A 20,891-nucleotide genomic window follows, 5' to 3' on the forward strand; every position below is an offset into this window, starting at 1 on the left:
ACCTGTTGCAGGTGATTTTTTATTTTTCCCAAAGAAGATGAAAATTTGGAAAAAACTATCCCTAGCACATCATAAATAAGGCTGAAACAATTTTGTCTCAGCCTTATCATGATTTATCTTATAAAGATGCACTAAGTTTACGCTTCTGTTCCAGCTTCTGGCATGATGAGCCAAAGAATGAGGTAAGCAAGAATTCCTGATCCACCTAGCAATGTGAAGAGAATCCAAATAGCACGAACCAATGTTTGGTCCATATCTAAGTAGTCAGCAAGACCTGCACAAACACCAGCAATCTTTTTATCTTGAACATTACGAACTAGACGTTTTTCCATAATAATCTCCTAATACTAATTTTTCTTTTAATTTATTTTATCATCAAATCAAATCTTTTTCAATAGGCTTTCTGCTTTTTATCTGAAGATGCTAGCTTTAGCAATTCTTAAGCTCTCATTGTTTCATACTCTTCGAAAATCAAATTCAAACCACGTCAGCTTCACCTTGCCGTACTCAAGTACAGCCTGCGGCTAGCTTCCTAGTTTGCTCTTTGATTTTCATTGAGTATCAGTTCCTTAGTCCAAAGAACAGAAAAAGTGGGGATTCCTCCGCCACTTTTACTTTTTAATCTTCAATTTCGATTTCAAGATCATCGCCAAGGTCAAGAGTCACTTCTTGATTAGCTACTTCTGATTCCGCAGGTACAACTTTTTCATCAGCTACTGCATCATCTTCAATCAAGCCAAACTTGACACGAACTTGGTGGTCAATCTCATCAAAGACTTCTGGGTGATCTGCCAAGTATTTCTTAGCATTTTCAGAACCTTGCCCGATTTTCTCATCCTTATAAGAGTACCATGCTCCTGCTTTCTTGATGATGTCAAGATCACTTGCAATCTTCAAAAGCTCACCAGTTCTTGAAATTCCTTCTCCATACATGATTTCAACAAAGGCTTCTTTGAATGGTGGAGCTACCTTGTTTTTAACAACCTTAATCTTGGTTTCCTTACCTACGCTCGTATCTTTTTGGTCACCAGTTCCCTTGATTTGTGTGCTTCCACGAACATCCAAACGGACAGAAGCGTAGAATTTAAGGGCACGTCCACCAGGAGTTGTCTCTGGATTACCAAACATAACCCCTACTTTTTCACGCAATTGGTTAATGAAGATAGCGATTGTCTTAGTCTTATTAATAGAAGCTCCGAGTTTACGCATAGCCTGGCTCATCATACGAGCTTGAAGACCAACGTGGCTATCTCCGATATCTCCATCGATTTCCGCACGAGGTACAAGAGCAGCAACTGAGTCGATAACAACAAGGTCAACTGCACCTGAGTCAATCAATTTCCCAGCAATTTCAAGACCTTGCTCACCTGAATCTGGTTGTGACAAGAGCAATTCGTCAATGTTAACCCCAAGAGCTGCTGCATAGGCTGGATCAAGAGCGTGCTCCGCATCGATAAAGGCAGCAATTCCGCCTTCTTTTTGAGCTTGTGCTACAGCGTGAAGGGCTACTGTTGTCTTACCTGATGATTCTGGACCGTAGATTTCGATGATACGTCCCTTTGGATAACCACCTGATCCGAGTGCGATATCAAGAGCCAAAGAACCTGAGCTCATCACTTGGACCTTTTGCTCTGCACGTTCTCCCAAGCGCATGATTGAACCCTTACCGAAGTCTTTTTCAATCAATTTAAGGGCATCATTTAGGGCTTTTTCACGATCAGCACCAAATTTTTTGCCAATTTCGTCTAATTTTTTTGTTGGTTTTTTCGCCATTTTATTCTCCTGTATTCTAATAGTCCTTAGACCTTCTTCTATTATAACAAATCTCCAGCACTTAATAAAGCTTTGCGAACTAGGTTAAAGGCATGTAAGACTGCAATTTCTCGCACATCTGCTCGACTTCTGCCTGCGATATTGGCCTGGATAACTTCTGTCCCCGAAGCTTGCGCCAAAGCGATAAAAACTGTACCTGCTGGATGTCCTTCTAGGCTATCTGGTCCAGCCACTCCTGTCAAACTAATTCCAAAATCTGACTGGGTCTTGATTCGCGCCTGTTCAGCCATTTTTTCAGCAGTAAAGGCTGAGACGACTCCGTGTTTTTCCAATTCAGCCTGTGGAATATCAAGAATCTTAGCTTTTTCTTCAAGGCTATAGGTCACAAAACCACCTTTAAAGATAGCAGATACACCTGAAAAATCTGCCAAAGTAGCTTGAAAAAGACCTGCAGTCAAGCTTTCTGCTGCAGTAATAGTTTTCTTTTGCTTTTTCAACTCTTCTACTACCAGGCTAGCCAAGCTGGTTTCTTCCCCATAGCCATAGCAAATTTCTCGAAGTGAAACACCTTCAAAGGTTTCTCTTTCAAGGATTTTTTGTTCTAAAGTATCTAGAACACGATCTGCTTCTTCTTGACTCTTAGCCTTGGTCGATAATCGAAGGGTCACTTCCCCAGTTTTAGCATAAGGTGCCAAGGTTGGATCCGTCTGCTGGTCAATCAAATCTGATAGAATGGTCACTAGCTGACTTTCACCAATCCCAAAGAAACGAAGCACACGTGAATAGAGCTTAGATCCCGTTGTCAATCTTGGAAGCAACTCATTTAAGATCATAGGTTTCAATTCACTTGGAGGTCCTGGTAGAACGACGTAGGTTACCCCAGCCACCTCGATCATGCCACCGACTGCTAGCCCTGTTTCGTTTGGTAATGGAGTTGAACCTTGAACGATTTGAGCCTGGCGTTCATTATTTGGAGTTCTAGCATAGTCTGGTCGATGAGCAAAAAAGTCATCTAGCTTAGCCTGAGCCTGAGGATCAAAAGTCAAGTCACGTCCCAAAAATTGGGCCAAAGTTTGCTTGGTCAAATCATCTTCTGTCGGCCCCAAGCCACCTGTTAAAATGACTAGGCTACTGCGATTCTGAGCAATTTCCAACAAGGATAAGAGACGAGCTTCGTTATCTCCTACAGCTGTCTGAAAATAGACATCTACACCGATTTCAGCCAACTTTTCAGACAAGAATTGCGCATTGGTATTGACAATTTGACCTGTCAAAATCTCTGTTCCAACAGCTATAATTTCTGCTTTCATTTTTTCCTCCTACTTACCTATTCGGATTTCTTTGAAAAAATCGCAGGATAATTCCTACGATTTGATGAATAGTTTCCTATTATTCTAACTCTTCTACTGCAACACTAGTAGATTGAGGCAACTGACCCTGACCATAAAGATTCTCATACAAGACTACGTTGGTCTCCAAATTCGTAACTTCTGGTTGCCCGAGCGAGCGGCGTAAAAGATTTTGCATCTCTAACATATGCTCAGATGTCACGATTTGGTAAGATGTCCCTTGAAGCATTGCATCCTCTCCACGCAATTGTTGAGACTCAATATTCTTAAATGAATCTTGATACCCCATCAACTGAGGAATCGTTGTCGTTGTAATCTCGATATTTGTCTGCATATTGTCACTAAGAGCCTTCAGAATCTCTTGATAGTGACTCACACTGTTCAAACTAAGAATCTTCTCAACAACTTTTTGAATCACTTCACGCTGACGTTTTTGACGACCATAGTCTCCTTCTGGATCCTGATAACGCATACGTGAATAAACAAGGGCTTCTTCACCATTTAGTTTCTGTTCACCAACACCGATAGAAATCGTATTAAATGGTTCCTGATCTTGGATAGAGATTGGGAAACCTAGAGTGTTGTTCACTGTAATTCCACCTACTGCATCAACCATTCTTTGAAGTCCATGCATGTTGACCATCACATAACGGTCAATGTGGATATTCATCATTTTTTGAATCGTTGAAATAGACAACTCTGCTCCACCATTGGCGTAGGCGGCATTGAGTTTAGCCTCCGTTACACTACCATCTGGCTGCTGGATTTGTGTGAGAATATCACGCTCCAAACTCATCATGACTGTCTTCTTGGTTTTAGGATTCACCGTCACCAAGATCATTGAATCACTATTACCAGCCCATGGATCTGTACGTTCAACATTCCCTGTGTCCACTCCCATAAGCAAAATCGTCAGAGGTTCGGTCGCTTCAATGACCTTGGTTTCTTCTCCGATTTTTTTATAGGTTTTGGCCAAAGTCTGTGTACTCTGTTGGTAGATCGTATAGGCATAAGCTCCCACACCAAGTACTGTCACAAGAACAAAGCCTAAAAACATTCCGATTATCTTTTTTGCCATACTCTTATTCGTCTATCAGTTGACCCATTAGGTAAACATCTAGAAACTCTCCTCCTTCTATACAAGCACCACGTTCCTGTAATCCTTCTATGTTAAAGCCCATTTTTTCATACAGATGCACCGCAGCAAGATTTCTTTTTTGAACTGTCAATTGTAAACGTCGAATACTACCACTTGATTTGGCCCATTCAATAGTTTCTTCCATCAAGATACTACCGAGACCATTTCCCCAGTAAGCTTTTTTTATTCCTAAAAAGACATCTCCAATATGACGGACTCGCGGACGTTGATCAGCTGTTGTATTGATGATTCCTACTAACTCATCATTCAAAAAAGCGAGTAGGGTAATTTGATTATCCGACTGGGCCTGCTTATCCAAAAAATGTTGCATTTCAGACTCACTCATTGCAATCCCATTTTCATCCAGACTGGTATAACTAGACTCTTGACCAATTTGATCTAATAGAGCAATGACCGCTGAAGCATCCTGGGCTTCCGCTTCACGGATTAAAAGATCATACTCCATCCGTCAATCCTTTCAAAAGTTCTGTCGCTCTTTGGCCATGAGCATGAAAGACGATTTCTCGGCCCTCATCTTTTTTAAGGATTTCTAACTCCAGATAATCTGATGGAAGATTTTCCCCCAATAGATGTCCCCACTCAATAACCGTTACACCTGAACCAAAAAGAAATTCATCCAAGTCGATAGAATCTGCATCCCCTTCGATGCGATAAACATCTAAGTGATACAAGGGTAGACGTCCTTCATATTCTCTAACAATGGTATAAGTAGGACTCTTAATCATTTGATGAATGCCTAATCCCTTAGCCAGACCCTTTGTTAGCGTTGTTTTCCCAGCACCTAATTCACCAGTCAAAATCAACACATCATTTTTTTCTAACAAGTGCCCTAGCTTTTCCCCAAGTGCAACCAACTCATCTTCATTTTTTGTGTACATGTAATTATTATACCAAAAAGTTTTATTTTGTGATATTTCCATCAACAAAAAAAGAGGAGACTCCCCTCTTTTTTTAGTTTTTGTCATTAGTTAAGAGCCATACTGATGTAGTTCAAGATAAACAAGGCATCCAAAATCCAAATCATGACATGCACATCTTTCACTTGACCTTTGACAACCTTCGTCAAAGTATAAGTTAAGAAACCAACGGCAATCCCTTGTGTGATTGAGTAGCTGAATCCCATAAAGATAGATGTGAAGAAAGCTGGAACAGCTTCAGCCATATCATCCCAAGGGATATTTTTCAAGTTAGAAAGCATCATAATTCCGACGATGATCAAAATTGGTGCAGTTGCAGCTGTTGGAACAATTGCTAGAAGTGGGCTAAAGAAGCTTGATAGGGCAAAACAGATGGCAACAACCAAAGCTGTCAAACCAGTACGTCCACCAGCACCGATACCCGCTGCAGACTCGACATAAGTTGTAACGTTTGAAGTACCTGCAATAGCACCTACTGAAGTTGCCACCAAGTCAGAGTAAAGAGCCTTATCCAATTTAGCTGACTCATGGTTTTCACCACTTGTTGCAATGATACCAACTTTTTCACCAGTACCGATAAGAGTACCGATAGTATCAAAAATATCTGTCAATGAGAAAGCAAGAATGGCCATCAAGGTTTCTGGCAAACGAGAAGTGTTTGAAATCAGAGATCCCAATCCTTCTGAACCAAGAGCAGCACCAAACAAGGTTCCTAGGTCGTTAACTGCTGATGAAAGATTATTGCTTGCAAAGTCAATGCTAGACAAATCAACAAGACCAACAGCAATCGCAAGAACTGTCGTTGTCAAAATAGAAAGGATGATACCACCTTTGATCCCCTTAACAACGAAGAAGATAGTAATGGCAAGACCTGCAAGAGCTACCAAGACAGCTGGAGTGTTGAAGTCTACCAATCCTGGAACAGCTGCTGAGTTTGCAGTAAGTGCTGCTTGAGCCTTATCTGCTCCTTCACCTGCTACTGTATAGGTACCTGGGTCAATCGAGAATTTCAAGAGACCAGCATTCTTAATCCCAACATAAGCAAGGAAAACCCCAATACCAGCTGAAATCGCTGAACGAAGAGTTGTAGGAATAGATTCGATGATCATTTTACGAACATTGGTCAATGTAATAATCAATGAAATAATCCCACAGATGAAGACCATTCCAAGGGCTTCTTGCCATTTATAACCCATCCCAAATACGACGGTAAATGTGAAGAAGGCATTTAGTCCCATACCTGGAGCTTGCGCATATGGCAAGTTAGCATAGAAGGCCATCATCAAAGTTCCCACAACAGAACCGATAATTGTCGCCAAGAATACACCCTGAACAGGCATTCCTGTTTGTGAAAGCATTTGAGGGTTTACAAAGAGAATATAACTCATTGCAAAGAAAGTTGTTAAACCAGCAAGAACCTCTGTACGGACATCTGTCCCGTGCTCTTTTAGTTTAAATAGTTTGTCCATTTTTAATCTCCTTTGTCATTTTACGAACAATACTACCATTATATCACCAATCATTCATCTTTTCAAGATGTTTTTTCTAATTTTAAAAATTCTTATGAGATATTATTCTCTTTATTTTCGCTTATTATCAGCTTTTCTAGTCACTTTCTGATATAATAGAAAACATCTTATCTGAAACTAGATTCGGGAGGATTTTATGACTAAAAAAATGATTGCCGTCGATTTGGACGGAACCTTGCTCAACTCTGAAAGCAAACTTTCTGATTTTACTATTGAAACGATTAAGAAAATCTCTAAAAAAGGCCACCAAGTTGTTATCGCAACTGGTCGCCCTTACCGTATGGCCAAAGATTTTTATGACCAACTTGAACTTGAAACCCCTATGATCAACTTCAACGGTTCACTCACTCATCTGCCAGGTAAGACTTGGAAACATGAAAAGTGTCTGACCGTGGACAAAAAATACCTCTTGGATATCGTGAAACGAAAAGAGGATATTGAGGCAGACTTTATCGCAGGTGAATACCGTAAAAAGTTTTACATTACAGCCCCGGACAAAGAAATTGCCGACCCTAAATTATTTGGTGTTGAAAACTTTCGCCCAGAAAATCAATTCCAGTCTGATTTAGTGACCAAGGGGCCTAACTGTATTTTATTACAAACTAGGGCAGACGATAAATATGCACTGGCTGAAGAGATGAACAGCTTTTACAAGCATCAACTCAATATTAATACTTGGGGCGGTCCCTTAAATATCCTTGAATGTACTCCCAAAGGAGTTCACAAGGCTTTTGCCCTTGAATATCTTCTCAATGTCATGAATATAGACAAACAGAATTTAATTGCCTTTGGTGACGAACACAATGACCAAGAGATGCTTTCCTTTGCAGGTAAAGGCTATGCTATGAAAAACGCAAATCCTGCTCTGTTACCTTTCGCAGACGAGCAATTACCATTAACCAACGAAGAAGATGGCGTCGCTCAGTTTTTACAAGAACGATTTCTTTAATTTCACTCATTCTATACTTTTGTGGTAGACATTAGCGACCTTAAAAGTATGGAATTTTTTTGAGCTCAAAGTCAATGAAAAAAGGATTTGAATCCGTCTTTTACAGATCCAAATCCCAACAAATGATGTCTATTTCTTTAAAACGATACGATCAGAAACATCGCGGTCCATGTCATCGATAATAATCTGGTTCTCTTCTGCCACATAAATCTTGACGTCATCACCAATGATGACTTTCTGATTTTCTGGTTCGAAGGTCACCTTCTTAACCTCTTGATCTCCGTTCGCTTCAACTTCTGTCCACGTTCCGGTATTTCCAGTGACTACAAGAGTAATGCTATCACCCTCGTCTTGGCCCTTGTAGGTCCCATCTATATTAGTAGTCGTGTCAGTCTTTGCACTAGTAGTAGAACTAGAAGCACTGGTTTCTGACACTTGACTAGTGCTCGCCTCAGAGCTAGTGCTTGCTTGGGATGAAGGTGTCGATTTAGCTGTTGACGAACAAGCAACTAAAAGACTAAGACTTGCCACAGTAGCAAGAGAAAGTGTAAATTTTCTTAGTGACATAATGTCTCCTTCCTTTCAGGAGCTAAAGGCAGAAAAACTGCAGAACTATTCTACTTATACTATATCAAATAAAGGAAACAAGGTCAATCAAGCAACTATGTTTTTATAAGGTAGGCACGAACTTCAGATATAAAATAGAGGGAACCTGTAACAAACAGTAAGTCTTTCTCCCCTGCAGACTTTTCAAAATCATCTATAAAATCTCGATAGGAAGCAACTCTATGATAGCCGCTCAAATCCTGCTCCTCCAAAGATCCCTGATAGTCAAAACTCGTCACATAGAGAGCTGTATCAGGTAAATGATCTGTCAGATAACCAAGCATGCCACTGTAATCTTTACGCTTTAAAGCACCAAAAAGGATTTGAGGTTGATAACCTTGCTGAATCTTTTCCTGGATAAATTCAACCAACCGCTCCAGAGCTGGTAAATTATGGGCACCATCTAGATAAATGTGCTCCATAACAGCTTCTAGACGCCCAGCCCAGCTGGTTGTTTTCAAAGCACACCGGACAACTTCCTCATTGATCTTTTCACCTCTCGCTGCCATAAACAATAGAAAAGCCTGCAAAGCCAACGCAGCATTCTCCTCTTGATAAGCTCCTTCCAAACCCAGTTTTAGTCGGGTCAAATCCGCTAGAGAAGAAGAAAAATGTCCTGATTTGAAAGAAAAATCTCGGTCAGCTTGGTAGAGAGTGACATCTAAATCTTCTGCTATCTTTTGACAAACGAGCTGGGCTTCAGGAGCTAAGTTTGCAATCACTGCTGCTCTTCCTTGCTTAAAAATTCCTGCTTTCTGTTCAGCGATTTCTTCCAGACTATTGCCCAAGGTCTCCTGGTGATCCAGGCCGATTGATGTAATAACTGCGATCTCTCCAGTTACCACATTAGTGGTATCAAGTAGTCCACCAATTCCAACTTCTAATAGAACTAGATCCACCCCTTGTTCTTTAAAATAAAGCAAAGCAATCACGGTTAACAACTCAAAAAAAGACAACTGGTCATGTGTTTCTAGAAGTCTTTGCTCCATTTCCTTAACTTGATTTGCTAAACGGATAAAGTCTGCGTCCGATATGGGTTGACCATTGATACAAATCCGATCATGGATGCTAACAATGTGGGGCGAAGTAAAGGTCCCCACCTTCTTACCATGAGAAAGAAAGAGCTCTCTCATAAAGGCGATGGTTGAACCCTTTCCATTTGTCCCTGTCACATGGATAATAGGATAGGCTTGCTCAGGGTTCCCCAGCAAGTCTACCGCTCTCTGCATCCGCCCCAAACCTGATCTGAAATTCAAACCGATTCGACTATGAAGCCATTTTTCTACTTCAAACACGCTTAATCTCCTTAATCCTTAACAAAAAAGCGAAGATTCTCTTCGCTTTTTACTTCATTAGCTAGTATTTAATTCTAGTGTGGGAGAAAAATGTCCCCCGGACGTTCCAACTCTCTCCAGTTTCTAGGAGTTGGGCTAAAAACATCCCCGGAATTACCAGTTCTCTCTTATTTTAAGGAACTGGGCTAAAAACATCCACTGGATGTTTTTACTCCTCCATAAAGCTGTTGAAGACTTCTTCAATCATGTTCCATTCATCTTCTGAATCTTCAGGGATTGGTTGCAATTCACCTTCTGTTCCATCTTCATTTTCGATGAATGAATAAGCTTGGATTTCAACTTCACCGTTTTCATCTTCTTCTGCGTTAACTGGTACAAGAAGGACATAGTTTTTACCAAATTCTTCTTTTCCGTCAATAGTCAAAAGGATTTCAAATAAAGTTTCGTTTCCTTGCTCATCTACAAGTGTAATAAGTTCACGTTCTTCGTGATCGTGGTTGTGATCGTGTGACATAGTTTCTCCTCTGTCTTAAAATTTTCTATCTAAATAATTTTGCAAAATCAATTGAGCAGCTAGTTTATCAATAACTTTTTTACGCTTATTGCGACTAATATCCGCTTGCTCAATCAACATACGCTCTGCAGCGACCGTAGTTAGGCGTTCATCTTGATACTCTACTGGTAGACCAAAGAGTTCTTCTAGTTTAGCCCCATAGGCTTGACTGGCTTCCACGCGCGGTCCACTGGTATTGTTCATGTTTTTAGGCAAACCAACAACAAAACGGTCTACCTTATAGGTATCAACCAGTTCCTTGAGGCGTTCAAAACCAAACTCTCCCTGTTCTTCATTGATTTGGATGATTTCAAGCCCTTGTGCCGTAAAACCTAACGGATCGCTAATCGCTACTCCTACCGTTTTGGAACCAACGTCCAATCCCATAATTCTCATAGATTATAGATCGACTCCTTGTCCTTTAAGGTAGTAGCGAACCAATTCTTCAACGATTTCATCTCGCTCATACTTACGGATTTGATTTCGTGCATTGTTATAACGAGGAACGTAAGCTGGGTCTCCACTGAGAACATAGCCCACGATCTGGTTAATAGGGTTATAGCCCTTTTCATTCAAAGAAGCATAGACATCTGTCAATGTTTCACTGATTTCTTTTTTATTGGAATCATCCAATTTAAAACGTACGGTTTCTTCAGTAAATCCCATTCTAACACCCTCTTTCCTTAGAATAGTACTATTATAGCACATTCGCGGTCGTTCTACAAATCACACAGTCTGATTCTGCTGATTTTCTCTGACTTTTTACTGGACTCTTGCCCCATTTGCAACACGATTAGCAATATAGTCCTCTGGTTCGTTTTTCAATAGATTTTCCAGTCCAACATTCTTCAAATATTCATTTTCACTTGCTTTTTTGAGATCCAGTGTTTGGAAATCATAGCTAGTCTTGGTTTCCATTTCTTTCTCATTTAAAAGAGTCGTTTCGATGGTAAATCCTGAAATTTTTCGAGCCGCTTGAACAGACTCATCCTTGTCCTCAGCTTCTTTAAGAGCTTTTTTAGCTTCATCTAATCCTCGCTCAGAAATATAATTTTTTAAATCTTCTGATACAGGACGCTTTTGCTGAATGGTCAAACTTAAGAATTGATTGCCTTTGTAGGTAATGATTTGAGTTTGCTGAGCACCACTCTCATCAGCAGGCAAAACCAAGGTCTTAGTAACAACTGTATTCTTGGTTGCATTTTCTAATACGGGCAAGGTAGACTGTAGGGCTTCTTGAGAACTCTCAGTAGTTGAAGCTGCTGTTTCTTTTTTCTGACCACATCCAACGAGCAAAAATAGTGCTGCGAATGTTCCAATGACTAACTTTTTCATAAATCCTCACATGTTATCCAATTTAAAAATTTAAATATTAGAGAAGGCCAGGAGTCACTCCCAGCCTTGATGTTTTATAGAGCCGCACGTAAACGCGCTTCTGCATTTTCCACATTACGGACAGAGCGTGGCAAAAAGGCACGGATATCGTCTTCTTTATAGCCGACTTGTAGGCGTTTCTCATCCACAAGAATTGGACTTTTCAAGATACGTGGTGTTTCCATGATTAGGTTGAGCACTTCATTGACACTCAAATCTTCGATATCAACACCAAGGGCCTTTGCATAACGATTTTTCGATGATACGATACTTGCAATTCCATTGTCTGTTTTTGTCAAAATATCAAGTAGTTCTTCTCTCGTGATTCCTTCCTTACCGAGGTTTTGTTCTTTATAACTTAACTGGTGGGCATTGAGCCAGGTCTTCGCTTTTTTACAGCTAGTACAACTTGAGACTGTATAAATTTTGATCATGTACCTACCCCTTTCGCTACATGTTACTATCAGTTTAGACTATTATACCATAAAAAACATCGGACTTGCGACCTATTTTTAAAAAATTTTAACTTTTTTGGCAATTTTTGAACTTTTTTCTTGACAAAACACGAACTATAACCATTCTTTATATTTCTTAATGTAAAATTTCTTAATAACTGTGACGCTAAACATATACAAGAAAATAATACAGATTAAGAACAAGAAGTAAGGAAGTCCTAAGGGTGCTAGACGAAGGATATTTACTAGTGGTCCATAAGGTAGGCTGGTTACGAAAAAGGCTGCAACCAGAGTCATCAAAATCACAAGCCAAGCTGGTCTGCTTTGTAGAAAAGGAACTTTTGCTGTACGAAGCATATGGATAACCATGGTTTGAGACCACATAGATTCGATGAACCATCCTGTTTGGAACAAGATAATAAACTGAAGGGCAGATTCAGATCCATGAACATAGTGATGGCCTGTCACCAAAGGAACAATGATAAAGTAGAGGAAGATAAAGGTCAAAATATCAAAGACAGATGAGATCGGTCCCATCCAAACCATAAATCGCGTAATGGATTTTGCTTCCCATGTATGGGGTTGTTTAAGGAAGTCTTGATCCACATTATCAAACGGCAATGCCACACAAGACAAATCATAGACTAGGTTTAGGACAATGAGATGAACAGGAGCCATTGGTAGAAATGGCAAGAAAATACTCGCAACAAGGAGTGAGAAGATATTCCCAAAGTTTGAACTGACGGTCATCTTGATGTACTTGGTCATATTGGCGTAGACCTTACGGCCCTCAACGATACCAGTTTCAAGAACCATGAGATCCTTGTCTAGCAAAATAACATCCGCTGTTTCCTTAGCGATATCGACTGCTGTATCTACAGAAATACCGACATCTGCCACCTTCATGGATGGAGCGTCATTAATACCGTCACCCATATAACCAACACCGTGACCATTTTTCTTTAACTGTAGAATGATACGAGCTTTTTGGTCAGGAGATAATTTGGCAAATACTGTTACTTTTTCAACCGCTTCTGCCAATTCTTGATCTGTCATTTGGTCAATGTCAGCCCCTAAGAGCATATGCTCAACGTCCAAACCAACCTTTTCACAAATGGCTTGGGTTACTTTTTCGTTATCCCCAGTTAAAATTTTTGTTCTGACACCATGCTCAAGCAGAGCTTGAATAGCTGGTGCTGCAGATGGTTTTGGCGGATCCAAAAAGGCAAGGTAACCTGTAAGGATCATGTCACTTTCATCAGTCACAGCATAGGCATAATCTTCACGTAGACCTGACTTGTAACCAACACCTAAAACACGCAAACCTTGACGGTTTAATTGACCAACTTCTGCTAATACTTCTTGGCGAATGTCTTCGGTTAGGGGAATGATTTCTCCGCGATATTCCACATGAGTCGAAATGTTCAACATTTCTTCTAAAGCGCCTTTGGTAACCATACTAACGACATTGCTGTCGTCTTTGACGATGACACTCATGCGTCTGCGTTCAAAGTCAAAAGGCAGTTCATCAATCTTTTGGAAGATGTTATCCAAATCTTGTAGAATAACGTGTTCTTTAGCTTCTTTTTCAGTTCTACTGATAATGGCACGGTCCATCAAGTTTTTCAAGCCTGTTTGGAAATGTGAATTTAGATAAGCTCTTCTTAAGACTGCCATGTCCAAATCACCATGGATATCCAAAGGGTATTCTAAGACAATCTCATCTTGCGTTAGAGTTCCTGTTTTATCTGTACATAGGATATCGATTGCTCCTAAGTCCTGGATAGCATTGAGTTTTTTGATGACCACCTTTTCCTTGGCCATGATAATGGAACCTTTGGCCAAGCTGGCTGTGATAATCATTGGAAGCATTTCTGGTGTAAGTCCGACACCAACGCTCAAGGCAAAGACTCCAGCCTCTAGCCAGTCTCCATCAGTCAACCCATTTGCGAAAAACACGATCGGAACCATGACAAGCATCAAGCGGATCAAGAGCCAAGAAATGCTGTTCATTTCACGTTCAAAAGAAGTTGGCTCATCATAGGTGTTGAGAGTTTGCTCAATAGCTCCCATCATGGTGTCATCACCAACAGCGAGAACCATAGCTGTAGCACTTCCTGAGATAACGTTTGTCCCCATGAATGCCAAGGATTCTGCTTCTAAAAGACTCTCTACATTTTGATTAGTAGCTTTATTTAAAGCAAGCTTTTCGACTGCATCGCTTTCTCCAGTCAAACCTGACTGTTGAACGAAAAAGTCGCGGGATTCAAATAAGATGACATCTGCTGGAATCATGTCTCCCGCACTCAATTTCACGAGATCTCCCACAACCAACTCATCGATGGGCAACTCTTGTTCAAGACCATCACGAATAACAGTTGCAGTGTTGACAATCATTTTTGAAAGATTGGTTGTTGCCTTGTCGCTCCGCAACTCTTGGACAAAACGGATGCCTCCTGAAATCAAAACCAAGACAACGATAATGATAGAAGTCGTTGGATCCTCTTGTCCAGGTTTGGCAAGCCAGACATTTGTAACGAGAGAGATAAAGGCAATCACAAGCAAAATGATTGTGAAAGGATTGATAATGGACTCATAAATTTTCTTAAAGATGGAATCCTCTTGACCCTTGGTGATGGTGTTTTCACCATATAGGTCACGGTTTTCTTCAACCTGTTCAGAATCTAAGCCCTTTAGACTTGTATGGTAAAAAGCTAGACTATCTTTAAATGGAGTTTGAATAGCTGCTGCTAATCTTTCTTTTGTAGTTTTCATTGGTTTCTCCTATCTGTATGAATGGTAATTTCATACACAGGGACCAATCACTTTATAAGGACAGAACGACACAAATCAGCGATTGGCTGTGTATGTGCGGCTCTGGATGATCGTCAATTTGCATCGTTTGTCTCCCTTCTTTGTTCTAAAACAGCAGAAAGTCCTGCCATAAAATGGCAGGACTAAAAAACTTATTATCTGTTTTCGTTCAAGCTTTAACTCCATAGGGCGATGTAATGAGCTTAGTCTTGACCTTCGCGACCAGGACTGTTGACCAACGAGTAGTGTCTCCACTGCTTTGCGGTAGTCATCCGTATCCCTATGGTAGCCTCACCTACCGTTTTCGCCTTTCAGTATAAACCTTTAACTAGTAAAAGTCAACAATTTATCTCATTTTTCTTAGATTACGATTAATTCTTTTGGAGCAAGGGTTAATAACTCACAACCTGTATCTGTAATCAGGATATCATCTTCGATACGAACTCCGTATTTACCTTCAATATAAATACCAGGTTCATCAGTCAAGACCATACCAGTTTTGATAACTTCTTTGGAAGTTTGGCTAAAGTAAGGTTCTTCGTGAATATCAAGTCCGATACCATGCCCGATACCGTGTGTAAAGTACTCTCCATAGCCTGCTTCCACAATGATATCACGAGGGATTTTATCAAAATCACGGAAACCTAAGCCATCCTTAGCTTGGTCAATCAGAGCTTGGTTAGCCTTCAAAACAGTATTATAGATTTCTGCTTGTTCATCACTGACATGACCTAGGTAGATAGTACGAGTCATATCACTGACATAGTGGTCGTAAAGGCAACCGAAGTCCATAGTAATAGCTTCACCTAGTTCTACTGGCTTGTGCATTGGGTGGGCGTGAGGTTTAGAAGAGTTAATCCCACTAGCTAGAATCGTGTCAAAAGACAAACCAGCAGCGCCTAATTCACGCATACGGAAGTCCAGGAAGTTGGCAATTTCAATTTCTGTCTTACCTGGCTTGATAAAGTCAAGAGCATCGTGGAAAGCTTGGTCTGAGATGGAACAAGCCTTACGAATAGTCGCAATCTCTGTCTCGTCCTTAATCATGCGAAGGGCTTCAACAAACTGAGATTGAGGAAGCAATTCTAAACCTTCAAAGGCGGTTTGCATGCGATGGTAATAAGAAACTGAAATCTCATCTTCAAATCCGATACGAGAAAGGCCTATATCTTTTGCAATCTTTGCGATAGTTGCCAACTCATCACGTTCTGCAAAAATCTCAAAGCCAGTAACTTCTTGCTTGGCTGCAATAATATAGCGGGCATCTGTCACCAAGACTTGACGGTCACGACTGATAAAGACTGTCCCATTTGAACCCCAAAATCCTGTCAAATAGTAGACGTTTTTAAGGTTATTGATAATGATTCCATCTAGTTCTTTTTCTTGCATTTTATCGAGAAATGCTTGCACACGTTTATTCATGATGTAACTTTCCTTTCAAATACTGTCCTGTATAGCTAGCTTCATTAGCAGCTACTTCCTCTGGTGTTCCTGTTGCGATAATAGTTCCGCCACCGACACCACCTTCTGGTCCTAAGTCGATAATATGGTCTGCTGTTTTGATGACATCCAGATTGTGCTCGATCACGAGAACTGTATTGCCATCATCGACAAAGCGAGACAAAACGGTGAGTAGACGAGCGATGTCCTCAGTATGCAACCCAGTCGTTGGTTCATCTAGAATGTAGAAGGACTTACCTGTCGAGCGCTTGTGGAGTTCACTAGCCAGCTTCATACGCTGGGCCTCCCCTCCAGAAAGTGTCGTAGCTGGTTGTCCCAAGGTTACATAACCTAGACCAACATCTTTGATGGTCTGGAGTTTGCGTTGAATTTTCGGAATATGTTGGAAAAATTCTACTGCGTCATTGACCGTCATATCCAAGACTTGCGAAATATTCTTTTCCTTGTAGTGAACTTCCAGGGTTTCGCTATTGTAGCGAGTCCCATGACAGACTTCGCAAGCTACGTAAACATCTGGCAAGAAGTGCATCTCAATCTTGATAATCCCGTCTCCCGAGCAAGCCTCACAGCGTCCACCCTTGACATTGAAACTGAAACGCCCCTTCTTATAGCCACGAATCTTGGCTTCATTTGTCTGAGCAAAGAGGTCTCGAATATCATCAAATACACCTGTATAGGTAGCAGGGTTGGACCTCGGAGTTCGTCCAATTGGACTCTGGTCAATGTCTATCAGACGGTCGATATGTTCAATCCCTGTAATGGATTTAAACTTACCAGGCTTGTCTGAATTGCGATTGAGCTTTTGTGCAATAGCCTTTTTGAGGATGCTGTTAATGAGTGTCGACTTCCCTGAACCAGATACACCTGTCACTGCAATGAATTTCCCGAGTGGGAAGCGAGCGGTGATGTTTTGTAAGTTGTTCTCACGCGCACCTGTCACTTCGATAAAGCGACCATTGCCTACACGGCGTTCTGATGGTACAGGAATCGCGCGTTTTCCTGATAGATACTGTCCTGTGATGGATTTGCTGTTGCGAGCTACCTGCTTAGGTGCTCCTGCCGCGACAATTTCTCCACCAAAGACACCCGCTCCAGGACCAACGTCAATCAGATAATCGGCTTCTCGCATGGTATCTTCATCGTGTTCTACCACGATGAGAGTATTTCCTAAATCCCGCATCTTTTTCAGACTGGCGATCAGGCGATCATTGTCCCTTTGGTGAAGACCGATGGACGGCTCATCTAGGATATAAAGAACACCTGATAGATTAGAACCAATCTGGGTTGCCAAGCGAATACGTTGGCTCTCCCCACCTGATAATGTTCCTGCAGAACGAGAAAGGGTCAGATAGTTGAGACCGACATTGTTAAGGAAGGTCAAACGGTCCTTGATTTCCTTGAGAATGGGACGAGCAATAATCGCTTCATTTTCAGACAAGGTCAGCTGGCTCACCAAGTCCAAGTGGTCTGCGATAGACAGGTCTGAAATTTCTCCGATATGTGGCCCTTGCTCGCCACCCACACGGACAGACAAGGCCTGGTCATTGAGACGATAGCCGTGACAGGTTCCGCAAGTCAGCTCATTCATGTAGAGGCGCATCTGGGTGCGAGTGTAGTCGCTATTGGTTTCATGATAGCGACGTTTGATATTATTGACAACTCCCTCAAAAGGGATGTCGATGTCGCGAACTCCGCCGAATTCATTCTCATAGTGGAAATGGAATTCCTTACCATCTGAACCATAGAAAATGAGATTCTTATCTTCCTCTGACAAGGCTTCAAAAGGAGTATCCATGTCCACTCCGAAGGCTGTCATGGCTTGTTCTAGCATATTTGGATAATAGTTAGAAGAGATAGGGTTCCAAGGTGCCAATGCTCCCTCACAAAGGGTCTTACTAGCATCTGGCACTACTAGATCCGTATCAACCTCTAGCTTGATCCCCAAACCATCACACTCACTACATGAACCAAACGGTGCATTGAAAGAGAAGAGACGAGGTTCTAGTTCTGGAACCGTAAAGCCACATACTGGACAAGCGTAGTGTTCTGAGAAGAGCAACTCAGAGTCATCCATGGTATCGATAACCACATAACCTTCTGCGATACGAAGGGCTGCTTCAATGGAATCGAAGAGACGACTACGGATACCTTCCTTGATGATAATACGGTCTACCACCACGTCAATGTTGTGTTGTTTATTTTTTTCAAGTTCAGGAACTTCGGTCACATCGTAGACAACTCCATCGACACGGACACGGACGTAACCATCCTTTTGAATCTTTTCAATCAGCGTCTTATGCTGCCCCTTTTTCTTACGAATAACAGGAGCCAAAATCTGCAGACGCTGGCGTTCTGGCAATTCCAAAACCTTGTCTACGATCTGTTCGACAGACGAAGCCTTGATAGCCCCATGTCCATTGATACAGTATGGTGTTCCTACACGAGCATAGAGGAGACGCAGATAGTCGTTGATTTCCGTCGTTGTCCCAACCGTCGAACGAGGATTTTTACTGGTCGTCTTCTGGTCAATGGAAATAGCAGGACTAAGACCATCGATAGAGTCCACATCTGGTTTTTCCATATTCCCTAAGAACTGACGAGCGTAGGCTGATAGACTCTCTACATAGCGGCGTTGCCCTTCTGCATAAAGAGTATCAAAGGCAAGACTGGACTTGCCCGAACCCGACAACCCCGTCACCACAACTAGCTTGTCTCGTGGAATTTCCACGTCAATATTTTTTAAATTATGGGCGCGTGCCCCATGGATGACAATCTTATCTTGCATATTACTTCTTTCTAGTCCATTGTTGCTTTCCATTATACCAAAAAAAGTGAAATTCTATTACCAAAAAAGCCGATTTTGTAGTATAATAGTACGGTGTCAAAAATCACTGCAACACGGATTAGATTAGGAAAGGATAGGAGATATGAAGCAAGTCTTTCTCTCAACTACAACTGAATTTAAAGAGATTGATACGCTCCAGCCGGGCACTTGGATCAATCTCGTCAATCCTACTCAAAGCGAATCGATGGAAATCGCCTCGGCCTTTGATATTGATATTGCCGACCTCCGTGCACCGCTCGATGCAGAAGAGATGTCTCGTATTACTATCGAAGATGAGTACACCTTGATTATCGTGGACGTCCCAATCACAGAGGAAAGAAATAACCAGACCTACTACGTGACTATTCCCTTGGGGATTATCATCACAGAAGAGGCTATCATCACCACCTGCTTGGAGCCTCTACCACTTCTTGATGTCTTTATCAATCGTAGACTTCGGAATTTCTATACCTTCATGCGGTCGCGCTTCATCTTCCAAATCCTCTACCGCAATGCGGAGATTTACCTAACTGCCCTCCGTTCGATTGAACGTAAGAGTGAGCAGATTGAGAGTCAACTGCACAAGTCTACTCGAAACGAAGAATTGATTGAACTCATGGAGTTGGAGAAGACTATCGTCTACTTCAAGGCCTCTCTTAAGACAAACGAGCGCGTGATTAAAAAATTGACCAGCGCAACTAGCAATATCAAGAAATATCTCGAAGACGAAGACTTACTGGAAGATACCTTGATTGAAACGCAACAGGCCATCGAGATGGCGGACATCTATGGAAACGTCCTTCACTCTATGACAGAGACCTTCGCTTCTATCATTTCAAACAACCAGAACAATATCATGAAAACCTTGGCCCTCGTGACCATCGTTATGTCCATCCCAACCATGATTTTCTCAGCCTACGGAATGAACTTTAAGGATAATGAAATTCCTTTAAACGGAGAACCGCACGCTTTCTGGCTTATCGTCTTTATCGCCTTTGCTATGAGTGTTTCTCTCACTCTTTACCTCATCCATAAAAAATGGTTCTAAACAGGAGTTATTATGTCACAGATTGATTTAAAAGAATTAACCAAGAAAAACCAAGAATTTATCCATATTGCAACCCAACAATTTCTAAAGGATGGAAAAACCGACGCTGAAATCAAGGCTATCCTTGAAGAAGTCATTCCTCACATCCTTGAAGAACAACCAAAAGGTGTGACTGCTCGTTCAATCTACGGAGCACCAACTCACTGGGCTCACAGCTTTAGTGAAAAAGAACAATACGAAAAAGAACATCCAAAGGAAAACGACGATCCAAAATTGATGATGTTGGATTCAGCCCTTTTCATTACAGGACTGTTTGCAGTAGTTAGTGCCTTGATGAGCTTCTTCTCAAACCAACCAGTGGCTTACGGTTTGGTAACACTCATCAGTGTAGGGGCCTTCGGAGGAGTTGCCTTCTACCTTCTCTACCACTTCATCTACCGCTACTACGGACCAGATACTGACCGTAGCCAACGTCCTCCATTCTGGAAATCACTTTTGGTTATGTTAGCAACCATGTTTGCCTGGGTCTTCATCCTCTTCTTGAGTAACTTCCTTCCACAAGCCATCAACATCAGCCTACCACCTCTTGTTTTGATGGTTATCGGAGGAGCTCTCCTTGCCCTACGTTTCTACCTCAAAAAACGTTTCAACATCAAGAGCGCAAGTGCAGGACCTGCTAGATATTAAGATAAACAATGAAAGTAGTGTGTTTTGTAGACAGACTACTTTTTTTGTAGTTCCAAATCATTTATTGATTCGTCAAAATCATAAATAGACATTTTGTA

20 protein-coding genes and 1 riboswitch are annotated in these 20,891 nt (G+C 41.4%); of the genes, 3 read left to right on the top strand and 17 right to left on the bottom strand.

The annotated features are described in order from the left end of the window. Positions 1-137: 137 nt before the first annotated feature. The 7 genes from PCY08_RS01475 to PCY08_RS01505 form a co-directional block, all read right to left on the bottom strand. Positions 138-332 (bottom strand): PspC domain-containing protein, encoded by a 195-nt coding sequence (locus PCY08_RS01475; protein WP_049502854.1) that lies wholly within the window; start codon positions 330-332, stop codon positions 138-140. 286 nt (positions 333-618) lie between these two features. Further along, complete coding sequence (gene recA / locus PCY08_RS01480) at positions 619-1,773, bottom strand: recombinase RecA (RefSeq protein ID WP_301559201.1); 1,155 nt, start codon at positions 1,771-1,773, stop codon at positions 619-621. Positions 1,774-1,814: 41 nt separating this feature from the next. Then, the gene (locus PCY08_RS01485) at positions 1,815-3,083 is read right to left on the bottom strand and encodes a competence/damage-inducible protein A (RefSeq protein ID WP_000642666.1); all 1,269 of its coding nucleotides are present in this window, start codon (positions 3,081-3,083) and stop codon (positions 1,815-1,817) included. A gap of 79 nt (positions 3,084-3,162) precedes the next feature. After that, a complete protein-coding gene (locus PCY08_RS01490; protein WP_025171292.1) occupies positions 3,163-4,200 on the bottom strand; it encodes an LCP family protein in 1,038 nt (345 codons plus the stop codon). 4 nt (positions 4,201-4,204) lie between these two features. Further along, positions 4,205-4,726: a GNAT family N-acetyltransferase gene (locus PCY08_RS01495; RefSeq protein WP_000455485.1), complete on the bottom strand. Its 522-nt coding sequence runs from the start codon at positions 4,724-4,726 to the stop codon at positions 4,205-4,207. After that, entirely contained in the window at positions 4,716-5,159 is a 444-nt protein-coding gene (tsaE, locus tag PCY08_RS01500) for a tRNA (adenosine(37)-N6)-threonylcarbamoyltransferase complex ATPase subunit type 1 TsaE (protein WP_007555495.1), read from the bottom strand. The genes PCY08_RS01495 and tsaE overlap by 11 nt, the downstream gene beginning before the upstream one ends. An 86-nt stretch (positions 5,160-5,245) precedes the next feature. After that, positions 5,246-6,667 (bottom strand): NCS2 family permease, encoded by a 1,422-nt coding sequence (locus PCY08_RS01505; protein ID WP_000359239.1) that lies wholly within the window; start codon positions 6,665-6,667, stop codon positions 5,246-5,248. 196 nt (positions 6,668-6,863) lie between these two features. Between PCY08_RS01505 and PCY08_RS01510 the strand changes: the two genes are divergently transcribed. Continuing rightward, positions 6,864-7,676: a Cof-type HAD-IIB family hydrolase gene (locus PCY08_RS01510; RefSeq protein WP_000162891.1), complete on the top strand. Its 813-nt coding sequence runs from the start codon at positions 6,864-6,866 to the stop codon at positions 7,674-7,676. Between the two features lie 129 nt (positions 7,677-7,805). Here PCY08_RS01510 and PCY08_RS01515 read toward each other — a convergent pair whose 3' ends face one another. From PCY08_RS01515 to uvrA, 10 genes are all read right to left on the bottom strand, one after another. Next, entirely contained in the window at positions 7,806-8,243 is a 438-nt protein-coding gene (locus PCY08_RS01515; protein ID WP_301559202.1) for an SP_0198 family lipoprotein, read from the bottom strand. A 95-nt stretch (positions 8,244-8,338) separates the two neighbouring features. Beyond that, entirely contained in the window at positions 8,339-9,577 is a 1,239-nt protein-coding gene (locus tag PCY08_RS01520) for a folylpolyglutamate synthase/dihydrofolate synthase family protein (protein WP_301559203.1), read from the bottom strand. 208 nt (positions 9,578-9,785) lie between these two features. Then, positions 9,786-10,091, bottom strand: a complete 306-nt coding sequence (locus tag PCY08_RS01525) for a DUF1292 domain-containing protein (protein ID WP_000017624.1) — start codon at positions 10,089-10,091, stop codon at positions 9,786-9,788. 15 nt (positions 10,092-10,106) lie between these two features. After that, positions 10,107-10,526, bottom strand: coding sequence for a Holliday junction resolvase RuvX (gene ruvX / locus PCY08_RS01530; protein ID WP_223339462.1), 420 nt, complete (start codon positions 10,524-10,526; stop codon positions 10,107-10,109). Between the two features lie 3 nt (positions 10,527-10,529). After that, positions 10,530-10,796, bottom strand: a complete 267-nt coding sequence (locus tag PCY08_RS01535; protein ID WP_000507060.1) for an IreB family regulatory phosphoprotein — start codon at positions 10,794-10,796, stop codon at positions 10,530-10,532. Positions 10,797-10,892: 96 nt separating this feature from the next. Continuing rightward, complete coding sequence (locus PCY08_RS01540) at positions 10,893-11,465, bottom strand: SP0191 family lipoprotein (RefSeq protein WP_301559204.1); 573 nt, start codon at positions 11,463-11,465, stop codon at positions 10,893-10,895. Positions 11,466-11,539: 74 nt separating this feature from the next. Beyond that, on the bottom strand, positions 11,540-11,938 hold the full coding sequence (spx, locus tag PCY08_RS01545; protein ID WP_000591165.1) for a transcriptional regulator Spx: 399 nt from the start codon (positions 11,936-11,938) through the stop codon (positions 11,540-11,542). Positions 11,939-12,073: 135 nt separating this feature from the next. Then, positions 12,074-14,734, bottom strand: a complete 2,661-nt coding sequence (mgtA, locus tag PCY08_RS01550) for a magnesium-translocating P-type ATPase (protein ID WP_301559205.1) — start codon at positions 14,732-14,734, stop codon at positions 12,074-12,076. A gap of 192 nt (positions 14,735-14,926) precedes the next feature. Next, positions 14,927-15,080: riboswitch (M-box (ykoK) riboswitch) on the bottom strand. Positions 15,081-15,133: 53 nt separating this feature from the next. Next, a complete protein-coding gene (locus tag PCY08_RS01555) occupies positions 15,134-16,195 on the bottom strand; it encodes a Xaa-Pro peptidase family protein (protein WP_301559206.1) in 1,062 nt (353 codons plus the stop codon). Beyond that, on the bottom strand, positions 16,188-19,019 hold the full coding sequence (uvrA, locus tag PCY08_RS01560; RefSeq protein WP_301559207.1) for an excinuclease ABC subunit UvrA: 2,832 nt from the start codon (positions 19,017-19,019) through the stop codon (positions 16,188-16,190). The genes PCY08_RS01555 and uvrA overlap by 8 nt, the downstream gene beginning before the upstream one ends. A 142-nt stretch (positions 19,020-19,161) precedes the next feature. Here uvrA and PCY08_RS01565 point away from each other — a divergent pair, with 142 nt between their 5' ends. Continuing rightward, positions 19,162-20,106: a magnesium transporter CorA family protein gene (locus tag PCY08_RS01565; RefSeq protein ID WP_000815631.1), complete on the top strand. Its 945-nt coding sequence runs from the start codon at positions 19,162-19,164 to the stop codon at positions 20,104-20,106. A 12-nt stretch (positions 20,107-20,118) separates the two neighbouring features. Beyond that, complete coding sequence (locus PCY08_RS01570) at positions 20,119-20,793, top strand: DUF1129 domain-containing protein (RefSeq protein WP_000077985.1); 675 nt, start codon at positions 20,119-20,121, stop codon at positions 20,791-20,793. Positions 20,794-20,891 lie beyond the last annotated feature (98 nt).

Origin of the sequence: Streptococcus sp. SO4, from assembly GCF_030440055.1 — a bacterium.
GTDB classification, from domain to species: Bacteria; Bacillota; Bacilli; order Lactobacillales; family Streptococcaceae; genus Streptococcus; species Streptococcus nidrosiense.